Genomic DNA, 17,241 nt, shown 5'->3' with positions numbered 1-17,241 from the left:
CTCGGTATAATAACAAGTGGAGATAAAAGAAACTATAATGAGTAGTAGCTGTAGATAAAAGGAGAAGAAGAGATGAAGAAGGTTTTGGGTATTGCTGTAATGGGAAGTATGATCCTTCTAGCAGGATGTAATGGAAATAAGGATACGAAAGAACCGAAAGAAAAGGTAGAGCAATCTACTGAACAAACAGAAGAAATGAAAGAATACCGTGCAGTACATGAAAAATACGATATAAAAATCAATAAAGAAATTAATAAAGCACTGCAGTTATTTGAAGTGGCAAAAGAAAAGGGCGGTAAGGAAATAACGACTGCTACATATAAAGAAGATGTGAAAAAGGTAACAACGAGCATGTTAGAAGATATTGATCATATACGAAAAGAAATTCGTGTTCCGAAGTCGAAAGAGCAAGAACATGAGGTATATGTCGGTTTCTTGAATGAATCGGAACAAGCAATGAAAAAATTACAGAAGTTAGCTAAAGAAGAAGATTCATCGTTGATTCGTGATATAGAAATTAATTTTGCAACAGCATCGACATACTATAAACGTTTTCAAGCAGAAACGAAAAAATAACCTTGCCTATGCAAGGTTATTTTTTCTTCTTGCTATCTCCATCTTCATCCTCGGATACTAATATCTTCTGTTCTTCGTGAAATTCGGAAATAGTTTGCCCGGTAATATTATCGAAAGGGGTATAAAAAGAAGTGATACTTTTCTTTTTGATGAAGAGTTTGTAGAAGCCGATGATGACAAGTATAACGATTGTTAAGGGTAATCCTATAGTAGCTAGAAGTAAGGGGTCCATCTTATAACTCCTTTCATATCTTTTTTTATTATAAGCGAAATACGATATAGATAAATAAAAGTATTAAAAACTGATTTTTCTAAATATATCCAATTTGATTGACTTTTCATTTTTTCAGAATTATAATTCGAAATATACAATTTGAACCAAATAATAATATAGCAATTTACTTATCCAGAGAGGTAGAGGGACTGGCCCTATGACACCTCAGCAGCGGGTTCTGTAATAGGAACACCGTGCTAATTCCAGCAAGCAAGTCTTGAAAGATAAGTGATGGGCCTTTGTTTATTAAGCCTTGATCTTATTTTTTAAGATCAAGGCTTTTTGTATTCTAAAAAGAGAAAAGGGAGTAATGGAAAAAGTACGTTTATAAAACTAAGTAAATATATGTGTTTAGGGGGTTATTGGGGTGTATGTAATTAAAAAATTATCAGTTATGGTGTTCACGCTATGGGTTATTACGACGGTGACATTTCTAATTATGCATATTATTCCGGGGGATCCATTTTCATCAGATGCAAAAATCTTTCCTGAAGAAGTGATCCAAAACATGAGAGCGAAGTATCACCTTGATGAACCGTTATGGAATCAATATGTTGCTTATTTAGACGGCGTAGTTCATTTTGATTTTGGTGAATCTGTTCAATCAACCGGGCAAGGTGTATCAGAAATTATAACAACTGGTTTTGGTCCATCAGCAATTATTGGTTTACAAGCACTTATTATTTCATTGCTAGTCGGAATTGCTGCAGGTACATTTGCTGCTCTCTATCATGGGAAGGTAATTGATTACGGTGTAAGTTTACTTGCCATCCTCGGTATTTCTATTCCGAGCTTTATTTTAGCACCACTATTTATACAAGTATTGGCTATTCAATTCGAGCTCTTACCAGCAGCTTCTTGGGGTACATTTGAACATACGGTATTGCCATCCTTTGCATTAGCGTTAGGACCAATCGCAGTGATTACAAGATTTGTTCGCTCTAATATGATCGAAGTACTGCAGAGTGATTATATTAAGTTAGCGAGAGCGAAAGGTATACCGATTAAGAAGATTATTATAAGACATGCTCTTCGAAATGCAATTGTTCCGGTACTTACATTTGTTGGACCATTAATGGCGGGACTTTTAACAGGTACTTTCGTTATTGAAAAGATTTTTTCAATTCCTGGTCTCGGAAAATATTTTGTAGATAGTATTTTTAATCGAGATTATCCAGTGATTATGGGAACAACCATTTTTTATAGTGCACTTTTAATTGTATGTATTTTTATTACAGATATTATTCATCGTATTGTTGATCCACGTATTCGTTCTATTACGTAAGGAGGGGGATGTTTAGATGGGAGCTTATGAAATTAATGACCAGTTATTAACAAATGAAGAGAAGAAAGAATTAACGATAAATAAAGATCAGCAAAAGATTAGCCGAAAGAAAGAAGTGTTTCGTAAGTTTGTATCGAATCCAATCGCAGTTTTAGGATTAGTGACGTTATTACTCATTATTGTTTTCTCACTTGTTGGTGAAAGTTTAACGCCATTTACTGCGAGTGAACAAGTAAAAGAGGCAACAAACTTACCACCTAGTAGTGAGCATTGGTTCGGAACAGATGATTTGGGAAGAGATATATGGGCACGTACTTGGGCTGGTGGGAAGATTTCACTAACAGTTGGATTAGTAGCAGCTGCCCTCGATATAGGTCTTGGTGTACTGATTGGTGGATTTAGTGGATATGTGAGAGGACGTAATCGCCTTGGAACGCTAATTGATGAGTGGATTATAAGAGGAATTGAAGTATTATACGGTATCCCGTATTTATTAATTGTTATTTTACTATTAATTGTTATGAAACCAGGTCTTTTTACCATTATCATCGCCCTTGCATTAACAGGATGGATTGGTATGGCACGTCTCGTTAGGGCGCAAGTCTTATCTTTAAAACAAAGAGAGTTTGTTATTGCAGCGGAGCGATTAGGTACATCCCATATGAAAATTATATACGGGCATTTAATTCCGAACTTAACGGGCATTATTATCGTAAATTTATCATTTACAATTCCCGCAGCTATTTTCTCAGAATCATTTTTAAGCTTTATCGGACTAGGAGTGCAATCACCGGCAGCAAGCTGGGGGACGATGACGAATGATGCACTTGGGACATTATTGAGTGGAGAATGGTGGCAGCTATTCTTCCCAGCAATCATGATTGCGCTCATTATGTTCGCATTTAATGCGATTGGTGATGGTTTACAAGATGCAATTGATCCAAAAATCGTAAAACGGAATCGAAAGGAGAAAAAACATGGGACAGCTCTTATCTTTAGAAAACGTAACGTTAGCCGTTGAAAAAGAGAATAGTAACCAAGCAATTGTGAAGCATGTTTCCTTTTCTATTAGCGAAGGTGAAATAGTTGCACTTGTAGGAGAAAGTGGTTCGGGAAAAAGTGTCACAGCACAATCCATTATCGGCTTGAATCAAGAATCAATTCATATCGATGATGGGAATATAGCTTTCCAAGCAAAGGAATTAACGAATTTACAAGAGTCAGAATGGAATCAAATTCGCGGAAAAGATATTTCCTTTATATTTCAAGATCCGCTTTCATCTTTAAACCCAACGATGAAGGTAGGCAAACAAATTACAGAAGTAGTTTTGCAACATGGGAAAAAATAGAAAAGAGAAGCGAAGGAAATTGCGATTAACTTGTTAACAGGTTTAGGGATACATGAAGCAGAGAAACGCTTTGAACAGTACCCACATCAATTAAGCGGAGGTATGAGGCAGCGTATTTGTTTAGCAATTGCGTTTGCTTGTCACCCAAAGCTTGTAATTGCAGACGAGCCGACAACAGCGTTAGATGTAACGATTCAGAAACAAATTATGGGGCTATTAAAAGAAAGAAAAGAAAAACAAAATACGAGTATTTTATTAATTACACATGATTTGGCACTTGTACGTGAAGTAGCTGATCGAGTAGTTGTTATGTATGGGGGACGTGTCGTTGAAAAAGGAACGATAGAGGAAGTGATAGGTTCCCCTAAACATCCATACACAAAAAGCTTACTACAAGCAATTCCGAATATGGGTGATTCTGAAAAGGTATTACGTGCTATAGAAGGAACGACACCTTCCATTGAAACATTAAATAGCTTTGGTTGTCCTTTTGTAAATCGTTGTCCAGTAGCGATAAAAGAATGTATTCATCGTTTTCCAGAGAGAACCACATATTCTAAGGAGCATAGTTCACATTGTTGGCAACATGTTCTAGAGCATAATAAAGCGAAATCAAAAGAGAAGGTGAATGCCTCATGACGACAGATTTAATTACTATAAAGCAAGTAAAGAAAACGTATGGAAGTAAAAGTAAAGAAATCACAGCGTTAAAAGACATATCACTTTCTATTCCGAAAGGAACAACACTTGGCATTATTGGTGAAAGTGGTTCAGGAAAAACAACACTTGGTAAGCTCATAGCTGGGGTCGAGAGCCCAACGTCTGGTGAAATTGATTATAACGGTCAAGTCGTTCACAAGTTGAAGGCAGCTCATAAACGTGATTTCTTACAGAAAGTACAGTTCATTTTTCAAGATTCCACAGCAGCATTAAATCCGCGCTGGAAAGTACGCGATAGCGTAACGGAAGGTTATATTTCATTCCGTTTAGGTGATAAAGGATTAAAGGATAAAGTAGCAGGTGATGCGCTAGAACGTGTGGGATTAGATAGACGATATATCGATCGCTATCCGCACGAATTTAGCGGAGGACAACGTCAACGAATTGCTATTGCAAGAGCGTTATTGTGTGAGCCAGAAGTATTGATTCTTGATGAACCAATTTCAGCATTAGATGTTTCATTGCAAATTCAAATTGTACATCTGCTGCAAAAAATTCAAAAGGAACAAGGCTATACATATTTATTTATCGCACATGATTTGCCGATGGTTCACTATTTATGTGAAAAAGTGGCTGTCTTATATAAAGGAGAACTTGTTGAATTTGGAAATACGGACGAAGTGTTCCGTAATCCACAACATTCTTATACAAAAACATTGTTAGCATCAACACCAAAAATTTCGGGTTAAAGGAGAGTGTAGGATGAAGAAGTTTTTACTGTTTATCATTATGACTGTTTTAGCGATTACTTCGGTCGCTTGCGGTAAGAAAGAGACGCAAAAGGCGAGTGCTGGTAAGGGAGAAGGCGATCGATTAGTAACGAATATTGGTAGCGATCCATATACACTTGATTCCGCTATTGCGACAGATAGTACTTCAGGTTATGTAATTGGACATTTATTCTCAAGCTTATATACACAAGATAGTGATGGAAAATATCAAAATGAATTAGCAGAGAAAGAAGAAGTAAATGCTGATGGAACTGAGTATACAATTCATTTAAAGAAAGATATTAAATGGTCAGATGGTTCTCCTATTACAGCAAATGATTTTGAATTTGCATGGAAGCGATTATTAAATCCGAAAACGGGTTCTATGAATGCGACAGAAATGTATTTTATTAAAGGGGCAGAGGCATACAATACTGGAAAAGGTGAAGAAGGACAAGTTGGTATTCAAGTTGTTGATCCTCAAACATTAAAGGTAACACTTGAGCACCCAGTGTCTTCCATTAAACAAAAATTAGCAAGCTCATTATTCATTCCATTATCAAAAAAATCAATTGATGATAATAATAAATTAAAAACAGATCCAAAAGAGTTAATTACGAACGGACCATTCACATTAAAAGAATGGAAGCATAATCAGGCTATTACGGTACAAAAAAATAAAGAATACTATGATAAAAAGGTAACATTAAAAGAAATTGAGTTTCGTATTATTCCAGATTCTAAAACAGCGTACCAATTATACAAATCAAAAGAATTAGATTTACTAAGTAGTTTACCGCAAGAAATGATTGAGAAAGAAAAAGGAAATAAAGAATATAAACGTGTTGCAGGATTTTCATCTTATATTTATTCGTTTAACGTAGAAAAAGAGCCGTTCACAAATGCGAAAGTACGTAAAGCATTCTCATTAGCAGTTGATCGTAAGTTTATTGTTGAAAAACTGTATAAAAACAATGCACAAGAAGCAAATGCATTCGTTCCAGAAGGAGCAAAAACACAAAGTGGGCGTGATTTCCGTAAAGAAAAAGGTGGTTACGTTAAATTTGATCCAGCAGAAGCGAAAAAATTATTAGAAGAAGGTATGAAAGAACAAGGCTGGTCTACATTACCTGAAGTAACATTAAAATTCACTACAGATACACAACATAAAAAAGTAGCAGAAGCAATGCAAGAAATGTTTAAGAAAAATCTTGGCGTAGATATTAAATTAGAAAATAAAGAGTGGAAGAGTTACATCGACACATATAAGCAAAGTGATTTCCAATTAGCTTATATGGGATGGGGCGGTTCTCTATTAGACCCAATTACTAAATTAGATTTATATGCAGGTGATGGTCCAAACAATTATGCAAAATGGCATAATAAAGAATTTGATGCTTTAGTGAAGGAAGCAGAAGTAGAACAAAATGAAGATAAGCGTTTTGATTTATTGCATAAAGCGGAAGATATTATGTTTACAGATTCACCATTAATTCCAATTATATTCCCGTCGGATTCCTATTTACAAAAACAAACGGTATCTGGACTTCAATATTATGTTGGATCTAAACCAGATTTAAGATATGCAAAAATAAAGAAGTAGGCAACCGCCTACTTCTTTATTTTATTTCTCTTTTATATTCTTTTTTCGTTCCATCAGAGAAGACAACTTCTAAATCGAATTTTTGATAGTCTTTATCAAGTTTGAACACGTTCACTACTTGATCGATTACTTCTTGGTCAGGAGTATCTTTATCAAATTTTAATTCTTGTAGAAGTGGGCTTAATTTTGTGATAGCCTCGTCTCCTGTTAATTTTACATCTGCTTTATGATCTTCAATTTTTGCTTCCATTTTCTTGTCAGCTGCTACATTTTTATAGTCTGCTTCGTAGTCTTTCTTTGTATCTTGGTAGTCTGCCTTTAAATCGAATTCATTGAAGTTTAGTTTTAAATCTGCAGGAGCCTCATTTTTTGCTTCTTCAGTCGTCTTTTTATTAGAAGTTGTGTCTTCTTTGGCAGGAGCTTTACATCCTGTTAATGCAGGTACTAGCATAAGAGCTAATAAAACTGATAGTAGAATTCTCATTATAAATTCCTCCTTATGTAAATTCGTTCTATACAAGTTTTTCCCAAAAACATGTAATTATGTATGTGTTGAAAATAAATTATTATCCTGCAGTCACAAGGACTAATCCGCAATTTAAATCAAAAACGATTTGTATGTATATGGTAAATTGAAGTTGTGAGGGAGGGGCTAAAATGCATGAAGAATATAAAGAGATAATAAAAAAATCAATTGAATATATAGAGAATCACTTACATGAGGAGCTTACAACAGAAAGAGTGGCATCCCACAGTGCAGTATCGATGTACCATTTTCATCGCATCTTTCAAAGATATGTTGGGATGAGTGTAACAGATTATATTCGAAAGAGAAGGTTAACTCATGCTGCGCAAGTTTTAGTGTCAACGGAGAGAGCTGTTATTGATATTGCAGTGCAATACGGTTTTTCCTCACAAGAGGCATTTACGAGAGCTTTTAAAAGAATGTTTCAATTACCACCAAAGAAATATCGAAAGTACTTTCAGTCATTTTATATAGAAAGAGAGGGTGTTTCAATGCAAAAAGGTATACCGAAAGGATGGATCTTAAGTGGAAGTCATCCTGCTGAATATGAGATGGGTTTAGATGATGAAGTTGTCCATCAAGGAAAAGTATCTGCATACATAAAAGCAAAAGAGAATGTTACGCATGGAGGATTTTCAACATTAATGCAAATGTTCCGAGCGGATAAATATGTAGGGAAGAGATTACGTTTTACAGCATTTATTAAGAGTGAAAATGTAAGAGATTGGGCAGGATTGTGGATGCGAGTAGATGGAAAAGATACAGAACCGCTCGCTATGGATAATATGCAAAATCGCCCCATTAAAAATACGAATAACTGGCAATCATACTCGGTTGTATTAGATATAAAAGAAGAAGCACTTGGTATTGCATTTGGTGTTTTATTATCAGGAGAAGGTTGTGTGTGGCTAGATAGTATTCGATTTGATGAAGTAGATGAAAAAATCCCTTCAACAGATTTGGCAGAGAACTTTTATGAAACACTTTTAGAAGATCCGGTGAATCTACAGTTTGAAGAAGTAGAAAAATAAAAACAAGGAGAAAAGATATGCTCAAATATGTAAAACTAATAAGTATTAGTTTAGTAATATCGTCTTGTATTATGGGAATTAATTATTTAGTTAGCTATCTTTGGTCAGGGCATATACCTTCTTTGACGTGGAGAACATATTTGATGTTTGTGTTTATATTTATGATGAGTTTTGGTTCAATGCAAAAAGAAGGAAAAGAGGATTATTGACAATAGTCTTTTTCGCCTTTCTTTCATTAACACAAATGGTTGTAACTGTGCCACATGAAATGCTTTCTAAAACATATCAAACAATTAGTGAATTATTTCCTGCAACATATGCAGCGAATGGCTATTATACAATAATATTTGGAGGAGTTAGTTTAGAGAGAAATATTATTTCATTATTAGTTATTGTATTGGTTACACAATCAGTAGCAGTGATGACTTTAGCTATAAAAGGAATGGTAAAGGGAAGAAGAAGCTCTGTAGTTAAAGAAGTATAAAATAAAAAGGTATCCTCGGTGGGATACCTTTTTATTAGCACTTATTATTTTGTAACTTCTGTCCACTTGTAGTTAAACTCACCACCGAAGTCAGTTGTTACAAGTCCTTTAATGAAAGAGCGTTGTAAGTAAGAACGGCCTTGTTGGTATAAAGGAGCGACAGCGCCGTCTTGTAATAGAATTTTTTCAGCTTGCTTCATTGCTTCAAAGCGTGCTTTTTCATCGCCAGCTAAATCTGTTTTCACTTTATGAATTAGCTCATCGTACTCTTTGTTAGAGTATTTATCGAAGTTATAAGCACTATCTGTTGTAAATAAATCTAAGAATGTAATTGGATCAGCGAAGTCAGGGCCCCAGCCGTCAATACCAATTTCATAGTCACCACTTAATAGTAGTTTCAACTGTTGTTTACGTGGTTGTGGTTTTAAATTCACTGTTAATCCATCTAGGTTTTTTTCTAATTCACCTTTTAAATATTCACCAGTCTTTTTAGCTAAAGCATTGTCACTTGTTAATAGTTCGATTGTTACTTTGTCAGTACCAAGTTCTTGTTTTGCTTTTTTCCAGTTTTCTTTCGCTGTTTTCACATCATCCTTGACTAGATTTCCATTTTCTTTACGGAAGTCATTGCCTTCTGGACTCTTTGCAAATTTCGCAGGAACCATTCCTTCAGCTGGAATAGCACCGTTATTTAAAATTGTTTCTACGTAAGCCTTTTTATTCATTGCGCCGTTAATAGCAAGGCGTGCATGTTGATTTTTTAATGTTTCATTTTTCTGATTTAGTCGTAAGAATTGAATGCCGACTTCAGCGCGTTCCTTGAAGTTTGGATCGCTCTTATATTTATCAACAAACTCTGCAGTTAAAGCAACGCGATCAATTTGTCCTGAATCATATAAGTTCACTTCTGTAGACTTATCTTTAACGACATTGAAGTTGATTTCTTCTAATTTTACCGTTTTAGCATCCCAATAGTTAGGGTTTTTCTTCAATTGGAAACTTTGTTCGTGTTTCCAGTTATCTAATGTGAAAGCACCGTTGTAAATTAAATGATTTGTTTCTAAACCGTATTTATCGCCCTGAGACTTTAAGTACTCTTCATTAATTGGCAAGAATGTTGAGAATGTCGTTAAGCTTAAGAAGTAAGGAACAGGACGGTCTAGTTGTACTTCTAACGTTTTGTCATCAACAGCTTTGACCCCTAGTTGATCAATTGGTAATTGTTTTTGGTTTATTTGTTTCGCATTCTGTACATCGAAGAATAAGAATGCGTATTCAGCTGCTGTATCAGGATTTACGGCACGTTGCCAAGCAAAGACGAAGTCCTTTGCTGTAACAGGAGTACCGTTTGACCATTTTGAATCACGCAGATGGAATGTATATTTTGTTTTATCGGGACTAATGTCAACCGACTCAGCAACACCAGGAATCGGTTTGTTATCTTCTCCCATTGCATATAGCCCTTCAAAAACATTACGCATTACGTTCATGGATTCCCCATCCGTTGCTTTTGCAACATCCATTGTTGGAATTTCTGAAGCGAATGATAAGTTAATTGCCTGTTTATCAGGTGCTTTATCGTTTGCTTTCGCTCCGCTTGCATTATCTTTATTTCCCCCGCAAGCAGTTAGTAATAGACTTGCCCCTAAAACAGATGCAACAACAGGTACAACTTTTTTCTTCATTGTTCGTTCCTCCCTAAATGTGTTGTTCGTAACGTCATAATGTCCGTGTCTTGAAGTAGCTATAGAAGGAGATAAAACCTATTATAAATATTTGTTTATAGGTAATCAGGTGTTCTATATGTATATACATGTCGAACTATAATCTATCGTTATATGTTTCAACGTAGTAGACATTATATTTTGATGGTGAAATATTTTGTTTCTTTGATTATTTAGAATATTAACACTGAAAAGAACTATATGTCAATAATAAAAATAGATTGTTAATTTATCAGAATAATATATTAAAAAAGCAGATTCTCATGTGTGAGAGAACCTATTTTTAATATATTTCGCTAAAAAAACAATTGGTGTGGGCTAATAATAAGTGGGGATGAAGAAACCCCCGCTTATTAAAGTTTCACTTTATTTTTCAATTTTTGTCCACTTGAAGTTTAATTGACCTGCAAAGTCTACTTGCACAATTCCTTTCACATAAGAACGTTCTAAATAAGATTCGCCTTTTTGGTAAAGAGGAGCGATAACAGAGTCTTTAAATAATATTTTCTCGGATGCTAGTAATGCTTCCCAGCGAGCTTTTTCATCACCAGCTAAAGTTGTTTTCACTTTTGCTATTGTTTCATCGAATTCCTTATTAGAGTAATGATCTAAGTTATAAGGGTTATTCGTTGTAAATAGCTCAAGGAATGTAATTGGATCCGCAAAGTCAGGGCTCCAGCCATCAATTCCGATTTCGTAGTCACCTTTTAATAAAAGCGAAACTTGTTGCTTACGCGGCTGAGGTTTTATATTTACTATTAATCCATCTAGATTCTTTTCTAGTTGTCCTTTTAAGAATTCACCAGTTTTCTTATCAAGGTCAGCATCACTCGTTAATAATTCTAATGTTATCTTTTCAGAACCAAGCTCTTGTTTAGCTTTTTTCCATAACTCTTGTGCAGATTTTGTATCAACTTTTGTTAAATCGCCGTTTGCAGTACGGAAGTCTTTTCCTTCAGGTCCTTTTGCAAAGTTTTTTGGAACGAGACCAAATGTTGGTGTAGAGCCATCATTTAATAACGTATTTACAAAGGATTTTCTATCAATTGTTTGATCAATTGCTTGGCGTGCAGAAACGTTTTGAAGTACTTTGTTTTGTTGATTCATACGTAAAAATTGTACGCCTACGTTTGGACGTTCTTTAAAGTTAGCATCCTTTTTATATTTATCGACGAAGTCAGATGTTAGTTTTATACGATCTAATTGTTTTGACTCGAATAAATTTACTTCTGTTGATTTTTCTTTTACGACATTAAAATTGATTTCTTCTAGTTTGACAGTATCTTTATCCCAATAGGTAGGGTTCTTCTTAAATTTAAAGCTTTGTTCGTGCTTCCAATCGCTTAGTGTAAAAGCTCCATTGTACAAGATTGTATTATCTTCTAAAGCGTACTTATCACCTTGTACTTTAAAGAATTCCTCATTAATTGGTAGAAATGTTGGGAACGCTGTTAAGCTAATAAAATAAGGAACAGGACGCTCTAATTCTACCTCAAACGTATGGTCATCAACTGCTTTTACACCAAGTTGGTCGGCTGGAAGTTCTTTGTTGTTAATTTTTGTTGCGTTTTTAATATCAAAGAATAAAAATGCATATTCAGAGGCTGTTGCTGGATCTACGGCACGTTGCCAAGCGAACACAAAATCTTTAGCTGTAACAGGAGTGCCGTTTGACCATTTTGAATCTCGCAAATGGAATGTGTATTTCGTTTTATCGCCACTTACTTCATGAGATTTTGCAACACCAGGAACAGGTTTGTTACCTTCACCAAGATTATACAAACCTTCAAATACGTTTCTCATTACTTGACCAGAATCAGTATCTGTAGCACGAGCCGTATCCATTGTTCGTATTTCAGTAGGTGAAGATAAGTTTAAAACCTGTTTACTAGGTGCCTCGTCTTTTGCATTTGCTCCGCTTGCTTCGTTTTTATAATTACCGCAACCAGTTAATAAAATACTTACTCCTACAACTGATGCAATACCGGGTACAAACTTCTTTTTCATTTGATTTTCCTCCTAAATAATTAAGTTTGGATGATGATGAGGGAAATGAAAAATAAAAAATCCCTCTTTTCATATTGAGAAAGAGGGATTTTTACGTACAAGTTATGCACCCGTATATAAACGAAGTCCCTCATTCTATCTTTCAAGCATAAAGCTTGCAGGAAGTGGCACAGTATTCAAAATGAACCTGTTGCCGAGGTTTCAAAGGGCCAGTCCCTCCACCTCTCTTGATACAATGAGTAAACGAATAAATTTTATTAATTTTTGTGTTTCTTTGATAATTCAAAATCTTACACCTTGAATAATGAAGTGTCAACTAAATGAAATATAGTTTAAATTTTCAGTTTTCTTAAATGGAAAAACCACTGCATATGGCAGTGGTTTTTCTACTAGAAGTTAAAGTTATCTGGATCTGGACCAACGCGACGATCTTCATTTAAAGCTTGAATTGCTTTCATATCATCAGCACTTAATTCAAAGTCGAAGATGTTTGCATTTTCAATAATGCGATGTTCTTTAATTGATTTGGGAATTGTTACAACTTCGTTTTGTAAATCCCAACGTAAAATAATTTGCGCAGTTGATTTATTATATTTTGTCGCAATTTCTTGTAACGTTGGATTATCTAGTAGTTGTCCTTGCATTAATGGTGACCAAGCTTCAAGCTGGATATTATGTTCTTTACAGAATGCATGTAACTCTTCTTGTGCTAAACGTGGGTGGTATTCCACTTGGTTGACCATTGGCTTAATTTCAGCAATTTCAAATACGTCTTGTAAGTGGTGAATGTGGAAATTACTCACACCGATAGCGCGAACACGGCCATCTTTATAAAGTGTTTCTAATGCTTTCCATGATTCAGTATATTTCCCTTTTACAGGCCAATGTACTAAATATAAATCTAAATATTCTAGACCTAATTTCTCTAATGTAGTTTCAAATGCTTGAAGCGTTGTTTCATATCCTTGATCGCTATTCCATACTTTTGAGGTAATAAATAATTCTTCACGTGAAACACCGGATTCACGAATCGCTTGCCCAACGCCTTCTTCATTTTGATAGATTGCTGCAGTATCGATGCTGCGGTAGCCATTTTTAATTGCTGCTTTTACAGAATCAATTACTTCTGAACCATCTTCTACTTTAAAAACACCTAAACCAAACCAAGGCATTTTTACACCGTTATGTAATGTTGTATAATCTTTTAAACTTGTTAAAATCATATTATTTCCCCCTAGCTTTTTTGTTTGTTGCTTCTACTGCTTTTTGAATTGCCTCTGAAAAATTATATTCGTATAAAGTTTTGAGACCCTCAGCTGTGGAACCACCTGGCGTTATTACTTGTTCGCGAAGGTTAGCTGGATTTTGCGTTTGTTCAAGCATAGAAGCAGAGCCAGAAATCATTTGAATGACAAGGTGTTTTGCGGTTTCTTCATCAACTCCATAACTTTTTGTTGCTTCAATTAAGCTTTCAGCAAAGTAATAAAGGAAGGCTGGTGCACTTCCAGTAACTGCAGTAAGCTGATGAACTTCTTCCTCAGTACAAAGTTGCGAAGTACCAATACCTTTTAAAAGTAGTTGCAGGGTTTCTTGATGTATCTCGTTTACTGATTGTCCCATTGTATATAAGGAGATAGACTTTCCAATTTCAGCAGCTGTATTAGGCATAATCCAAGCAACAGGCGTGCCTTTTGGGAGTCTAGCTTCTAAATAAGATGGTCCAATGCCAGCTGCTACTGTTACGACTAGTTGATTTGATATTAACGGAGATAGCTCAGCTAATAACTCTTCATGAGCCGAAGGTGGCATTGCTAAAACAACCGTATCAACAGATGTAACATGCTGTTTCCAATCTGTTGTAGTAGACACATTATATTGATGTTGTAACTGTTTTAGCTTTTCTATGTTGCTTCGGTTAGAGACGATAATTTCTTCGATGTACTCTTTGCTTGTTTTAAGTAATCCGGAAAATATAGCTTCTGCCATACGACCGGCACCAATAAATAAAATTCGATGTTTAGTTAGCATATCCTTTATTCCTTTCTAGTAGAGATATGTTATAAAAACGATATCATCTTTAAGAGAATTTTGTAAAAAGAAAAGACTTACCGTAGATGGAATGGATAATGAGAAGGAGGAAATTCATGCTAATATTAGCTATTATTAATCTCTTTATATGTGTAGCTGGTTTGCTAGAGTGGAAGAGCAATTATAAGGGGCAAGAACATACAAATAATTATATCTAGAAAATAATTAGAATTAAAAAACCCCTGAAGTACATATGCTTCAGGGGTTTACTAATAGAATATAAGATTATGCTTTTGTCATACCAAGTAATACAGCGCCGCCGATAATTAAAACACTACCTAGTGCAATAAAGATCAATTGACGTTTTGTTTTCTTTTCACCTAAGAATACAATCGCACCGAATGTTGAGATAACGATTCCAGTTTGAGATAATGGGAAGCTTGTTGCTACTCCAACACGTGGTAATGAAAGAAGTAAGAATAAGTTTCCAGTTCCCCATAGTAAACCAGACAAAGCATTACGGATTGCATATTTGTTAAATGGTTTATGTTTAGACGTCAGTACAACCGCACCAACAAACATACCAACTGCTTGTGGTAAAATAGCAGACCAACCATCGATATTATACCAACGAATAATAATTACATATACAAGATAGCCGAAAGTAGAAACAATTAAAGTAAGAAGTCCTTTTTTCAATTGTCCAGGTGGCTGAGCATTTTCTTTATCATCTAATGATGTGAATACAACACCAACTACGATTAATAGGATTGCAATCGTTCCCAGAATGATCGTTGTAGTAGTAGTCCACTCACGGAAAGCGATAACCCCAAAGATAGAAGTTGCAACAAGTTGCATACCAGTAGAAATCGTTACAGTAGTTGAAACACCTAGTTTTTCAACTGTTTTTAATTGGTTTACTTGTCCTAAAGCCCAGAATAAACCTGAAATAAAACCAACAATTAAGATTGTCATTGTTAAAGCTGGTTGAGTAAATACATACATAATTGTTGCGAAGAATAGAGCACCGATTGTCATACCTACCGTTTGGCTATATGCACCACCGCCCATTTTTACGCTTACTAATAAGATGTTTCCCCATGCAATTGCAGGGAGAAGCGCTAATAAAATGTCCATTACAAGACTCCCTTCGGTTTGCTATACCAATATAGTTACATATCGTTCTAACGATCGGTAATGCCCCACTAATAGAGTAGAAGATTACCGATCGCTAAAACAGGATGAAGAATTCACGATATAAATGCGTTTTCATTTCTTCATTTTTTGAAACACCTCCATATAATAACAGGAAATTGCCTATTTTAGAAAGTGAATTCAAATAAAATGTATATTTTAATAAGAGGTAAAATTCAGTTATTTCCCGGTGGTATATTTTATTTCCTAAGAAATAAAGAAGCAGCTTCGAAAAAAGCTGCTTTAAGAGTTAGTAATTCTTTTATTAATAAGTTGAATACATAGTAGAAATACGAGTGACATACCGATAGTAATAACTACAAGTGTCCATGCGAGTTGCATATTACTTGCATCAATAGCCATGTAAATTGCAGTTGGGATTGTCTGTGTTTTACCAGGAATGTTCCCGGCAAACATAAGTGTAGCACCAAATTCACCGAGCGCGCGGACAAAGCTCAAAATCATCCCGCTTAGTAAGGCAGGAAATGCGAGCGGAAGTGTAACGTGCAGAAAAACTTGATATTCACTTGCGCCAAGGTCACGAGCACTTTCTTCAATTTGTACATTTGCGATAGAAAATCCCGTTTTCGCTGATTGGTACATAAGCGGAAATGCAACAACTGTAGAAGCAATAATCGCAGCAGTAGATGTGAACATAATAGACTGCTGAAATAATGATTCAACCCACCTTCCGATCGGGCTGTTGTTTCCAAAGATGATAATGAGAAAGAAGCCGATAACAGTTGGTGGAAGTACCATTGGTAATAAAAATATGGTTTCTAATATTACTTTATATCGCCATGAGGAGCGAGCTAGTGCTCGCCCGACAATTGTCCCTAAAATTGTAACGAGAATAGTGGCGCATGCAGCTACTCTTAAAGATAGAAAGACAGGCGATAAAATAGCATCAATGCTCATAGTAATTACGACAGGACTGTAAATCCATATTTTTTAAAGATAGATTGTGCATCTTTTGACTGCAAATACTCATAAAATGAAGTCGCCTCTTTCTTATGTTTAGATTCCTTTATAACACCTAAAGGATAGTGGATTGGCTCATGAGAAGTAGCTGCTGCTGTCTCACCAATCTTTACTTTATCCGAAATGAGAGCATCTGTTTTGTATACGATACCAGCATCGACATTCCCTGTTTCTACATATGTTAACACTTGGCGAACATCTTTTGTAAATACGACTTTATTTTGAACATCATTCCAAAGGTTTTCGTGTGTTAGAGAAGCCTTTGCATATTTGCCAGCAGGTACAGATTCAGGTGTACCAAGTGCAATTTTTTTTATTTTTTCATCTTTTAAATCTTGAATTTTTGTAAGAGAACTATCTTTTGGGACGACTAGAACGAGTTCGTTTCCAAGGAGATTTTTCCCCTCTTTTTCATTAATGAATCTTTTTTTTACAAGGGTTTGGAATTTATCTTCTGCTGCTGAGAAGAATAAATCAGCAGGTGCACCTTGTTCAATTTGTTGTTGAAGTGCTCCAGAAGCACCGAAGTTAAAAGAAAGTTTGATATTTGGCTCTTTTTCTTTATATTGTTTTTCGAGTTCTTTTAATGCATCTTGTAAGCTTGCAGCAGCTGAGATAGTCAGTTCAACTGGTTTATCCTCTTTAGCAGCTGACTTTGTATGCTTTTCCCCACTTGTACAAGCAGCGCTAAATATAAGAAGGAAAGAAAGTATAAGTGCCCCGATGGAACGTAATATAAATTTATTCAT

At 35.3% G+C, this 17,241-nt stretch carries 17 protein-coding genes, 1 pseudogene and 2 riboswitches; of the genes and pseudogenes, 9 read left to right on the top strand and 9 right to left on the bottom strand.

Translation table 11 applies throughout. The features are described 5' to 3' along the window. Positions 1 to 72 precede the first annotated feature (72 nt). Positions 73 to 576 carry a hypothetical protein gene (locus tag AC3WVZ_RS25920; RefSeq protein ID WP_212105793.1) on the top strand — a complete coding sequence of 168 codons (504 nt, stop codon included), beginning with the start codon at positions 73 to 75 and terminating at the stop codon, positions 574 to 576. Positions 577 to 592: 16 nt separating this feature from the next. Here the strand turns inward: AC3WVZ_RS25920 and AC3WVZ_RS25915 are convergent, their stop codons facing one another. Next, complete coding sequence (locus AC3WVZ_RS25915; protein WP_065382033.1) at positions 593 to 808, bottom strand: DUF3951 domain-containing protein; 216 nt, start codon at positions 806 to 808, stop codon at positions 593 to 595. A gap of 167 nt (positions 809 to 975) precedes the next feature. After that, a riboswitch (SAM riboswitch) is annotated at positions 976 to 1,081 on the top strand. 136 nt (positions 1,082 to 1,217) lie between these two features. On the opposite strand from AC3WVZ_RS25915, the gene AC3WVZ_RS25910 reads away from it, so the two are divergent. The 5 genes and pseudogenes from AC3WVZ_RS25910 (at position 1,218) to AC3WVZ_RS25890 (ending at position 6,517) form a co-directional block, all read left to right on the top strand. After that, positions 1,218 to 2,135, top strand: a complete 918-nt coding sequence (locus AC3WVZ_RS25910) for an ABC transporter permease (RefSeq protein WP_000289312.1) — start codon at positions 1,218 to 1,220, stop codon at positions 2,133 to 2,135. Positions 2,136 to 2,151: 16 nt separating this feature from the next. After that, positions 2,152 to 3,156 carry an ABC transporter permease gene (locus tag AC3WVZ_RS25905; RefSeq protein ID WP_233935633.1) on the top strand — a complete coding sequence of 335 codons (1,005 nt, stop codon included), beginning with the start codon at positions 2,152 to 2,154 and terminating at the stop codon, positions 3,154 to 3,156. After that, positions 3,113 to 4,123: pseudogene (locus AC3WVZ_RS25900) on the top strand (ABC transporter ATP-binding protein). Before AC3WVZ_RS25905 ends, AC3WVZ_RS25900 begins: the two are co-directional and overlap by 44 nt. After that, positions 4,120 to 4,893 (top strand): ABC transporter ATP-binding protein, encoded by a 774-nt coding sequence (locus AC3WVZ_RS25895; RefSeq protein ID WP_233935631.1) that lies wholly within the window; start codon positions 4,120 to 4,122, stop codon positions 4,891 to 4,893. The pseudogene AC3WVZ_RS25900 and the gene AC3WVZ_RS25895 overlap by 4 nt, the downstream one beginning before the upstream one ends. A gap of 13 nt (positions 4,894 to 4,906) precedes the next feature. Further along, positions 4,907 to 6,517, top strand: a complete 1,611-nt coding sequence (locus AC3WVZ_RS25890; protein ID WP_233935630.1) for a peptide ABC transporter substrate-binding protein — start codon at positions 4,907 to 4,909, stop codon at positions 6,515 to 6,517. Between the two features lie 16 nt (positions 6,518 to 6,533). Here AC3WVZ_RS25890 and AC3WVZ_RS25885 read toward each other — a convergent pair whose 3' ends face one another. Next, positions 6,534 to 7,001: a YusW family protein gene (locus AC3WVZ_RS25885; RefSeq protein WP_001221552.1), complete on the bottom strand. Its 468-nt coding sequence runs from the start codon at positions 6,999 to 7,001 to the stop codon at positions 6,534 to 6,536. A 173-nt stretch (positions 7,002 to 7,174) separates the two neighbouring features. On the opposite strand from AC3WVZ_RS25885, the gene AC3WVZ_RS25880 reads away from it, so the two are divergent. Genes AC3WVZ_RS25880 through AC3WVZ_RS25870 form a run of 3 tightly spaced genes read left to right on the top strand, consistent with a single transcriptional unit; the run spans position 7,175 to position 8,558 of the window. Then, positions 7,175 to 8,074: a helix-turn-helix transcriptional regulator gene (locus AC3WVZ_RS25880; RefSeq protein ID WP_233935628.1), complete on the top strand. Its 900-nt coding sequence runs from the start codon at positions 7,175 to 7,177 to the stop codon at positions 8,072 to 8,074. 17 nt (positions 8,075 to 8,091) lie between these two features. Next, the gene (locus AC3WVZ_RS25875) at positions 8,092 to 8,283 is read left to right on the top strand and encodes a hypothetical protein (protein WP_000922547.1); all 192 of its coding nucleotides are present in this window, start codon (positions 8,092 to 8,094) and stop codon (positions 8,281 to 8,283) included. Further along, positions 8,280 to 8,558, top strand: coding sequence for a hypothetical protein (locus AC3WVZ_RS25870; protein ID WP_000156944.1), 279 nt, complete (start codon positions 8,280 to 8,282; stop codon positions 8,556 to 8,558). The genes AC3WVZ_RS25875 and AC3WVZ_RS25870 overlap by 4 nt, the downstream gene beginning before the upstream one ends. Positions 8,559 to 8,602: 44 nt before the next feature. On the opposite strand, the gene AC3WVZ_RS25865 is transcribed toward AC3WVZ_RS25870, so the two are convergent. From AC3WVZ_RS25865 to modA, 7 genes are all read right to left on the bottom strand, one after another. Beyond that, positions 8,603 to 10,243, bottom strand: a complete 1,641-nt coding sequence (locus AC3WVZ_RS25865) for a peptide ABC transporter substrate-binding protein (protein ID WP_233935626.1) — start codon at positions 10,241 to 10,243, stop codon at positions 8,603 to 8,605. A 405-nt stretch (positions 10,244 to 10,648) separates the two neighbouring features. After that, positions 10,649 to 12,289, bottom strand: a complete 1,641-nt coding sequence (locus AC3WVZ_RS25860) for a peptide ABC transporter substrate-binding protein (protein WP_233935624.1) — start codon at positions 12,287 to 12,289, stop codon at positions 10,649 to 10,651. A gap of 132 nt (positions 12,290 to 12,421) precedes the next feature. Then, positions 12,422 to 12,526, bottom strand: a riboswitch (SAM riboswitch). A 152-nt stretch (positions 12,527 to 12,678) separates the two neighbouring features. Next, the gene (locus AC3WVZ_RS25855; protein WP_000604203.1) at positions 12,679 to 13,512 is read right to left on the bottom strand and encodes an aldo/keto reductase; all 834 of its coding nucleotides are present in this window, start codon (positions 13,510 to 13,512) and stop codon (positions 12,679 to 12,681) included. A 1-nt stretch (position 13,513) separates the two neighbouring features. Then, positions 13,514 to 14,317, bottom strand: coding sequence for a pyrroline-5-carboxylate reductase (gene proC / locus AC3WVZ_RS25850; RefSeq protein WP_233935623.1), 804 nt, complete (start codon positions 14,315 to 14,317; stop codon positions 13,514 to 13,516). Positions 14,318 to 14,602: 285 nt separating this feature from the next. Further along, positions 14,603 to 15,454, bottom strand: a complete 852-nt coding sequence (locus AC3WVZ_RS25845; RefSeq protein WP_000353544.1) for a GRP family sugar transporter — start codon at positions 15,452 to 15,454, stop codon at positions 14,603 to 14,605. A 300-nt stretch (positions 15,455 to 15,754) separates the two neighbouring features. Beyond that, on the bottom strand, positions 15,755 to 16,429 hold the full coding sequence (gene modB, locus AC3WVZ_RS25840; RefSeq protein ID WP_050292905.1) for a molybdate ABC transporter permease subunit: 675 nt from the start codon (positions 16,427 to 16,429) through the stop codon (positions 15,755 to 15,757). A 5-nt stretch (positions 16,430 to 16,434) separates the two neighbouring features. Next, positions 16,435 to 17,241: a molybdate ABC transporter substrate-binding protein gene (gene modA, locus AC3WVZ_RS25835; protein WP_233935622.1), complete on the bottom strand. Its 807-nt coding sequence runs from the start codon at positions 17,239 to 17,241 to the stop codon at positions 16,435 to 16,437.

Source organism: Bacillus sp. CPT56D-587-MTF (assembly GCF_058792335.1).
This window is presented reverse-complemented; position numbering and strand designations above follow the sequence as displayed.

Excerpts from the sequence above, each read along its gene's own strand:
- AC3WVZ_RS25855 (WP_000604203.1), bottom strand. The coding sequence starts at position 13,512 with ATGATTTTAACAAGTTTAAAAGATTATACAACATTACATAACGGTGTA.
- AC3WVZ_RS25865 (WP_233935626.1), bottom strand. The coding sequence starts at position 10,243 with ATGAAGAAAAAAGTTGTACCTGTTGTTGCATCTGTTTTAGGGGCAAGT.
- AC3WVZ_RS25845 (WP_000353544.1), bottom strand. The coding sequence starts at position 15,454 with ATGGACATTTTATTAGCGCTTCTCCCTGCAATTGCATGGGGAAACATC.
- AC3WVZ_RS25895 (WP_233935631.1), top strand. The coding sequence starts at position 4,120 with ATGACGACAGATTTAATTACTATAAAGCAAGTAAAGAAAACGTATGGA.
- AC3WVZ_RS25890 (WP_233935630.1), top strand. The coding sequence starts at position 4,907 with ATGAAGAAGTTTTTACTGTTTATCATTATGACTGTTTTAGCGATTACT.
- AC3WVZ_RS25915 (WP_065382033.1), bottom strand. The coding sequence starts at position 808 with ATGGACCCCTTACTTCTAGCTACTATAGGATTACCCTTAACAATCGTT.
- AC3WVZ_RS25920 (WP_212105793.1), top strand. The coding sequence starts at position 73 with ATGAAGAAGGTTTTGGGTATTGCTGTAATGGGAAGTATGATCCTTCTA.
- proC (WP_233935623.1), bottom strand. The coding sequence starts at position 14,317 with ATGCTAACTAAACATCGAATTTTATTTATTGGTGCCGGTCGTATGGCA.
- AC3WVZ_RS25875 (WP_000922547.1), top strand. The coding sequence starts at position 8,092 with ATGCTCAAATATGTAAAACTAATAAGTATTAGTTTAGTAATATCGTCT.
- modA (WP_233935622.1), bottom strand. The coding sequence starts at position 17,241 with ATGAATAAATTTATATTACGTTCCATCGGGGCACTTATACTTTCTTTC.
- AC3WVZ_RS25860 (WP_233935624.1), bottom strand. The coding sequence starts at position 12,289 with ATGAAAAAGAAGTTTGTACCCGGTATTGCATCAGTTGTAGGAGTAAGT.
- AC3WVZ_RS25885 (WP_001221552.1), bottom strand. The coding sequence starts at position 7,001 with ATGAGAATTCTACTATCAGTTTTATTAGCTCTTATGCTAGTACCTGCA.
- AC3WVZ_RS25905 (WP_233935633.1), top strand. The coding sequence starts at position 2,152 with ATGGGAGCTTATGAAATTAATGACCAGTTATTAACAAATGAAGAGAAG.
- modB (WP_050292905.1), bottom strand. The coding sequence starts at position 16,429 with ATGAGCATTGATGCTATTTTATCGCCTGTCTTTCTATCTTTAAGAGTA.
- AC3WVZ_RS25880 (WP_233935628.1), top strand. The coding sequence starts at position 7,175 with ATGCATGAAGAATATAAAGAGATAATAAAAAAATCAATTGAATATATA.